2 protein-coding genes are annotated in these 2,126 nt (G+C 35.8%); both read right to left on the minus strand.

Annotated elements, in window-relative coordinates; genetic code table 11:
- The coding region (locus BMW29_RS13750; protein WP_218139675.1) for a leucine-rich repeat domain-containing protein at positions 1–1,517 on the minus strand (1,517 nt) is incomplete at its 3' end.
- 127 nt (positions 1,518–1,644) lie between these two features.
- A partial coding sequence (gene lepB, locus BMW29_RS13755; RefSeq protein WP_177165800.1) for a signal peptidase I occupies positions 1,645–2,126 on the minus strand: 482 nt, incomplete at its 5' end.

A 2,126-nucleotide genomic window follows, 5' to 3' on the forward strand; every position in this document is an offset into this window, starting at 1 on the left:
TTACTATTCGCATAAAGGTATGTTAACGAGCTAAGATTTCCTATCGTGTCCGGTAAAACTGTGAGTTGGTTGCTATTCAGATAAAGAATCGTTAACGAGCTAAGATTCCCTATTGTTTCTGGTACAACAGTGAATTGGTTTCTATCTAGAGAAAGACTACGTAATGAACTGAGATTTCCTATGATATCTGGTATAATTGTAAATTGGTTATCAGACATAGAAAGATTCACTAACGAACTAAGATTCCCTATTGTTTCTGGTATAATTTTCAGCTGATTACTACTTAGAGATAAATCTTCTAACGAACCCAAATTACCAATTGTTTCTGGCAAACTCGTAATTTTATTAGTTGTCAAGTCTAGTTTTTTCAACATTTTAAGATTATCTATAGAATATGGAATATTGCTTATTCCATTATTGTAAAGCTTCAATTCAATTAATGAAGTCGCATTTGTTAAAGATTCAGGAAAATGCGTTATTTTATTTTTAGTAGCGTCTAGCATTGTCAAAGAACTAAGGTTTCCGACACTTTCAGGCAAACTGGTTAGACGATTTTCATCCACACGTAAAGACTGTAATTGCTTTAACTTTCCTATTGAATCCGGCAAGCTTTCTAACTGATTGTCAGTCAATTCTAAAGTAACCAACGACGTCAAATCACCTATTGATTTTGGCAATTTTGTTAACTTACTCCGTGAAAATACGAACCTTGTTAACAAAGTGAGATTCCCTATATTTTCTGGAATTTCAGTTACAAGACCGTTGTTAATATAAAGCGATTGAAGTTTATCAAAAATATCAATTCCATCTATACTTTTTATTTTTCTATCATAATGAATTTGTAGCTCAACTACACCATCTACCTCTCTTTGTGTTAGTGGATCAGTAACTTTTTTATCAGTCCCTCCTACTTTATTTGTAATAAATTTAGCAAACTCTGGATCTGGGAATATTTCATTAATAGGTTTTCCTATTCTTGCATCTGTTTTTAAAACTTTATTCTCCGGCACCTGTTCCTCTTCTTTATGTACTGGGACTTCTTCTGCTGGTACTGACTGGAGCTCACTTGATTCCTCACTATCATTTGAAGGGACTACTTCTGTCTGATCCTTTTCTGCTGGTGGTTCCTCTATCACTTGCTTTTCTTCTACTATCGACAGAGCAGTCAGTTCTATTGGTTGTGATTGGACACCCTTCTCCTGTCGCTGAGAGACCGCTTGGAATGGATATGTGCCTTCTTCTTCTATCTTCATTGTTACCGTCACATAACGATTCTCTGTGGTTGTATCATACCAATCAATCATCAATTGATGGTTTTCTTGATCAAATACTACGGAACCATGCTCCACGCCAGAAGACTCATAGACTACATTTGCTGGAAGCGGCAATATCACCTGCTTATCTTCTGCATTTGCACTCTTTATTTTGATGCTGAACGCTTCATCTGTTAAGATTTCTTGTTGTTCACTTTCAATATTTAAGTCAGACACGACTTCTGAATTAGCCAATAATTCCATGGCTTTCAATCCGATTACAAACAAGACGATTAAGCCTAGGAGCATACTGATCTGTTTATGCCACTTTTTCAATTGATTACACCTTCTTTTTTTATCATTGGATTCATGCTTGTATTTTTCTATCGCTTTATTCAAATGTTTTCATTCTAGAAAAAGGCCATATCACTCGCTCGGCTTTCCCTTGAATAGCTGTTTCATCAATAAAGCCAAACTCTCGACTATCTCTTGAATACAAACGATTATCTCCCATGACAAATAATTTTCCTTTTGGTACGGTTGCGACACCCGTTAGTTCTTTTAATGTGAAGTCTTTCGTTAATTGTTCACCTGGCTTTAAATGCTCTCGCTCACTTGCTAGATAATTCTCCTCTTGTGCTTTTCCATTGACGAATAATGTATCATTTTTCACTTCAATGGTGTCTCCTGGTAGACCAATGACACGTTTGATGTATTTCTTGTTCGCCACATCTGGAGCGTCAAAAGCAATCACTTCATAACGCGAAACTTGTACATTAAATTTGTTAAGTAAGACATAGTCAGACGAGGTTAAGGTTGGCATCATGGATTCTCCTTCTACAATGGCTGGTGAAAAGAAAAATCTTGTCACAA

Source organism: Isobaculum melis, from assembly GCF_900111355.1.
GTDB classification, from domain to species: domain Bacteria; phylum Bacillota; class Bacilli; order Lactobacillales; family Carnobacteriaceae; genus Isobaculum; species Isobaculum melis.